This is a genomic window from Thermoanaerobaculia bacterium (genome assembly GCA_035717485.1).
Classification (GTDB): Bacteria; Acidobacteriota; Thermoanaerobaculia; order UBA5066; family DATFVB01; genus DATFVB01.
The window spans coordinates 1-5055 of record DASTIQ010000073.1 but is presented as its reverse complement, the minus strand read 5'-3'; the positions used below and the strand labels follow the sequence as shown (position 1 = coordinate 5055).

At 68.2% G+C, this 5055-nt stretch carries 4 protein-coding genes; 1 reads left to right on the top strand and 3 read right to left on the bottom strand.

Going from position 1 to position 5055, the window contains the following annotated elements:
* Positions 1-112: 112 nt before the first annotated feature.
* From VFS34_03990 to VFS34_03980, 3 genes are read right to left on the bottom strand one after another with little or no spacing between them, the layout of a single operon-like run.
* The gene (locus VFS34_03990; GenBank protein ID HET9793601.1) at positions 113-2545 is read right to left on the bottom strand and encodes an ATP-dependent Clp protease ATP-binding subunit; all 2433 of its coding nucleotides are present in this window, start codon (positions 2543-2545) and stop codon (positions 113-115) included.
* Positions 2538-3257 carry an ABC transporter ATP-binding protein gene (locus tag VFS34_03985; protein HET9793600.1) on the bottom strand — a complete coding sequence of 240 codons (720 nt, stop codon included), beginning with the start codon at positions 3255-3257 and terminating at the stop codon, positions 2538-2540. The genes VFS34_03990 and VFS34_03985 overlap by 8 nt, the downstream gene beginning before the upstream one ends.
* Positions 3254-4414, bottom strand: a complete 1161-nt coding sequence (locus tag VFS34_03980) for an FtsX-like permease family protein (protein ID HET9793599.1) — start codon at positions 4412-4414, stop codon at positions 3254-3256. The genes VFS34_03985 and VFS34_03980 overlap by 4 nt, the downstream gene beginning before the upstream one ends.
* Before the next feature lie 96 nt (positions 4415-4510).
* On the opposite strand from VFS34_03980, the gene VFS34_03975 reads away from it, so the two are divergent.
* Positions 4511-5055: serine/threonine-protein kinase (locus VFS34_03975; protein HET9793598.1), on the top strand; the 545-nt coding region annotated here is incomplete at its 3' end.

Below are 5055 nucleotides of genomic sequence, written 5' to 3'. Positions count from 1 at the left end.
CCGGGACGGCGGGGGGCGTCGGGGACGGCGCCGGCGCGGTCTGGCCGCTCGCCGCGGCCCCGCACAGACACAGAACACCCGTCGCGGCGATCTCGACGAGCCGCTTCAACGATCAGTCTACCTGGCTCACGGTCTCTTTGTCGCGCGCAGCGACCGAGAGCTCGTCACCCTCCACGCTGACGGAGAAGCTCGAAATCTTCTCCTCCCGGTCCACGATCAGCGATTCGGAAATCCGATCCTCGACGTACTTCTGGATCGCGCGGCGGAGCGGCCGCGCCCCCATGTGCGGGTCCTCGCCGGCGCGGACGAGCAGCCACTCGATCGCCTCGTCGTCGATCTCGACGGTGACGTTCCTGTACCGGAGCGCCTCGTTGACGTCGTCGATGAGCAGCCGGCAGACGCGCTGGAGCTCTTCGTGCGACAGCGGGTGGAAGACGATCACGTCGTCGATGCGGTTGATGAACTCCGGCGAGAAATCGCGACGGAGCTCCCTCAGCACCAGGTCCTCGATCTCGCGATGCGTGCGGGGTTCCTTCGAATCGCCGAACCCCATCCGGGTCTGGGTCACGAGATGACGCGTTCCGATGTTCGACGTCATGATGATCAGCGTGTTCTTGAAATCGACGACGTTCCCGTACGCGTCGGTCAGGATCCCGTCTTCCAGGATCTGCAGGAGCAGGTTCGCGATGTCCGGGTGCGCCTTCTCGATCTCGTCGAGGAGGATCACGCTGTAGGGATTGCGCCGGATCTTCTCGGTGAGCTGCCCCCCCTCCTCGTGGCCGACGTACCCGGGAGGCGAGCCGATGAGCTTGGAGACGGCGTGCTTCTCCATGAATTCCGACATGTCGAACCGGACGAGCGCCTTCTGGTTTTCGAAGAGGAACTCGGCGAGCCGGCGCGCGACCTCGGTCTTTCCGACGCCCGACGGGCCGAGGAAGATGAACGAGCCCATCGGCCGGTTCGGATTGTTGACCCCGAGCCGCGAGCGTCGGATCGCCTTCGCGATGGCCGAAACCGCCTGCTCCTGGCCGACGATCCGCTTCTTGAGCGCGTCCTCCATGTGGAGCAGCTTCTCCGCCTCCTCCATCTGGAGGGAGGAGACCGGGATCCCCGTCCACGACGAGATGATCTCCTCGATGTCGCGGCGCGTGACCTCCTGGGAAGAATCCGGCCGCTCCGCGGACGCGGCCTTGACCCGCTCGATCTCCTCCTTGAGCTCGATCTCGCGTTCCCGCAGGAACACCGCCTTCTCGAAGTCCTTGTCCGAGATCGCCTTCTTCATCTCCTTGACGATCTGCTTGATCTCGGTCTCGAGCTTCCGGAGGTTCTGGGTGTCGGCGACCCGCTTCAACTTCACCTTCGCCCCGGCCTCGTCGAGGAGGTCGAGCGCCTTGTCCGGGAAGAAGCGGTCCGTGATGTAGCGGTTCGACTGGTAGACCGCGGTCTTGATCGCTTCCGACGAGTAGCGGACCTTGTGGAACTGTTCGTAGCGCTCCTTGACCCCTTCGAGGATCTCGAACGTCTCCGTCTCGGTCGGCGGAGCCACGGTGACCGCCTGGAACCGGCGGAGGAGCGAACGGTCCTTCTCGATGTACTTTCGGTATTCGCGCATCGTCGTCGCGCCGATGCAGGAGATCTCCCCGCGGGAGAGCGCGGGCTTCAGGATGTTCGCCGCGTCGAGCGAACCCTCGGCGGATCCGGCTCCGATCAGGGAGTGGATCTCGTCGATGAAGATCATGATGTCGTTGTTCTCGCGGAGCTCCTTCAGGATCCCCTTCAGGCGCTCCTCGAACTGTCCGCGGTACTTCGTGCCGGCGACGATGAGCGACAGGTCGAGCGCGAGGATCTTCTTCGTCGAGAGGAAGAGCGGCACGGCCCCCTCGACGATGCGCGTCGCGAGGCCCTCCACGATCGCGGTCTTGCCCACTCCCGGCTCGCCGAGCAGGATCGGATTGTTCTTCGTGCGGCGCGAGAGGATCTGAATGATCCGCTCGACCTCCTTGTCGCGGCCGATGAGCGGGTCGAAGTTGCCGGCGTTGGCCGCCGCCGTGAGGTCGCGGCTGTACTCGGCCAGGAACGGGAGCTCCTTCTTCTGCTTCGAGGCCTCGCGTTCCTTGATGAGCGAGATCGTCTCTTCGCGGACGCCGTAGAGGTTGAAGCCGCGCGCGGTCAGGAGCCGCCCGGCGACGGACCCGTCGACCCGCAGAATGCCGACGAGGAGGTGCTCGGTCCCCACGTAGGGATGGACCATCGATTCCGCCTCGTGGCTCGCGTACGCGAGGATCTTCTTCGATTCTTCCGAGAGAGGGAGCTCGGCGGTCGACGAGATGCGCTCGACGAAGATCCGGTCCCCCTCGATCTCCCGGCGGATCTCCTCCGGCTTGACGTTGAAGCGCGAGAAGATCTCCTTGATGACGTCCTCGCCTTCGCGCAGGATCCCGAGCAGGATGTGCTCGGATTCGATCACCTTGGAGCCGAGCTTCGAGGCTTCGTACCGGGCGAAGAAGAGGGCGCGCCTCGCCTTCTCGTTGTATTTTTCAAACATCCGGACTTCCGTTGCCGCCGTCGGGCGCGGCGGTTCCCTGGCCGTTTCCCTGTGTGGACATCGAGAAAATTTTATCACAGCGCGACGCGAGATCCGGATCGTGGGTGACGAGCACGACGCTTCCCCCGCTTTCCCGTTGCACGTCGCGAAGCAGCTGGAAGACGCGGTCCGCGTTGGCGCGGTCGAGATTGCCCGTCGGCTCGTCCGCGAGGATCACCCTCGGGCTCCTCGCGATCGCGCGGCCGACCGCGGCGCGCTGGAGCTCGCCGCCCGACATCTCGGCGGGAAAGTGATCCGCGCGTCCCGCCAGCCCGACGCGGTCGAGGATCTCGCCCGCCCGCCGGCGCGCCTCGCGAGCGGGAACCGCGGCGATCCGCAGCGGAAGGGCGACGTTCTCCGCGGCCGAGAATTCGGGCAGCAGATGGTGGAACTGGAAGACGAAGCCGATCCGTTCGTTCCGGAGCTTCGCCCGGGCGGCGGCATCGAGAGAGGACATCCGCACTCCATCGATCTCCACGAACCCGGAATCGGGCGAATCGATTCCCGCCAGGAGGTGGAGGAGGGTCGATTTGCCGCATCCCGAGGGCCCGACGACCGCCACGAACTCCCCGGGCAACACCTCGATCGAGAGGTTCTCGAACACGCGCACGGCGGCCGCACCGCTCCCGTACACCTTCGTCAGCCCCTCGGCCCGGACGACCGGCGGGCTCATCGCGACAGCCGGAGGGCCTCGGCGGGTCCGACCCGCCCGGCCGATCGTGCCGGGAGCGCCGCCGCCGCGAGCGCCGCCGACAGCGAGAACGCGACCACGAGCGCCAGATCGCGCGGGTGGAGCGCGAAGGGGACGTGCGACATCAGGTACACGTCGGCGGGCAGCGGGACGAGCGCGAACCGGTCGAGCGCCCACGCCGCCGCCGCTCCCCCGGCCGCCCCGGCGAGCGTTCCCGCCCCGCCGATCGACGCCCCGAGCCACCAGTAGATTCGCGACAGCGACGTCCCGGGCGCGCCGAGCGTCGCGAGGACGCCGAGGTCGCGGCGCTTTTCGACGACGAGGAGAGCGAGGTCCGAGACGACGTTCAGGGACGCGACGACGACGATCAGGAACACCGTCACGAAGATCAGGATCTTTTCGAGGCGGAGCGCGAACGTGAGCCCCGGATTCGACTCGGCCCACGTCCGGACGCGGACGTCCGGGCCGAGCCGCGGCGCGAGCGCCGACCGGACCGCCTCGGCGCGGGAGGCGGAAACGAGCTTCACGGCGAGCCCGGAGACGTTCGCGGCTTCCCCGGCCAGCGTCCGGGCGTCGGCGAGCGAGAGCGCGATCTCCGGAATCGCGGCGGAAGGCGGAACGTTCGAGACCGCGGCCACCCGGAGGGAGAGCGAGACGGGGATCGGCCCGAGAGGCGAGAGCTCCGTCCGGTTCGCGACGAGCCGGACCTCGCCGCCGCGTCCGGTCCCGATCTGGCCGGCGACCGCCGCGGCGACCGCGACCTCTCCCTCCGCGACGGAACGGCTCGAGCGGAAGCGGACGGGAAGGGCGCTCCGCGAGCCCGGGTCCGTGATCCACCCGCGACCGTCGACGAACGGCGAAACGGACGAAACCTCGGGGTTCCCGGCGATCGCCTTTTCGAGGGAACCGGCGCCGCTCAGGGACACCCCGCGGGCCGGGACCACGAGAAGGTGCGGCGTGTCGCGCGAGAGACGTTCGCGGATGCGGTCCTGGAATCCGGTGAGGAGGGCGATCGACAGCACCAGAGCCGCGACCCCCACGGCGAGGCCTCCCAGGGCGATCGCCGAGACGACCGCGACGTGCGCGCGCTTGCGCGACGCCGCGAGATACCGCCATGCGATCGAGAGCTCGAGAGGCACGCCGGGAGAGTACCGGGGAAGCGCCGCGCCCACAACCGGATCGCGGCCGCCGGCCGGAAACGGCGGGAGCCGCGCGGCGTACAATCCCGGGACCGAATGACTCTCGCCACCGGAACGAAACTCGGCCCCTATGAAGTCGTCTCTCCCCTGGGGGCGGGGGGCATGGGAGAGGTCTACCGGGCGCGCGACGCCAAGCTCGGGCGCGACGTCGCGGTGAAGGTGCTCGCCGAGCGTTTCGCCCGGGATGCCGCCGCCGTCGCGCGGTTCGAGCGCGAGGCGCGGGCGGTCGCCGCGCTCTCTCACCCGAACATCCTCTCGATCCACGATTTCGGGGACGATCGGGGAACCGTCTACGCGGTCACCGAACTCCTCGAGGGAGACACGCTCCGGAGCCGCCTGGGCGGCGCCCCGCTCGCGACCCGGCGCGCGATCGAGATCGCCCTCCAGGTCGCTCGCGGCCTCTCCGCGGCCCACGAGAAAGGGATCGTTCACCGGGATCTCAAGCCCGAGAACATCTTCGTCACCGACGACGGCCGGGTGAAGATCCTCGATTTCGGCTTGGCAAAGCTCCTCCCGACCGAAGCGGCCACCGCCGATACGCACGCGCCGACGGTGGAGGCCACGGAACCGGGAGTCGTCCT

Bases quoted from the DNA above. Each gene is read 5' to 3' on its own strand.
- VFS34_03990 (HET9793601.1), bottom strand. From the start codon at position 2,545: ATGTTTGAAAAATACAACGAGAAGGCGAGGCGCGCCCTCTTCTTCGCC.
- VFS34_03985 (HET9793600.1), bottom strand. From the start codon at position 3,257: ATGAGCCCGCCGGTCGTCCGGGCCGAGGGGCTGACGAAGGTGTACGGG.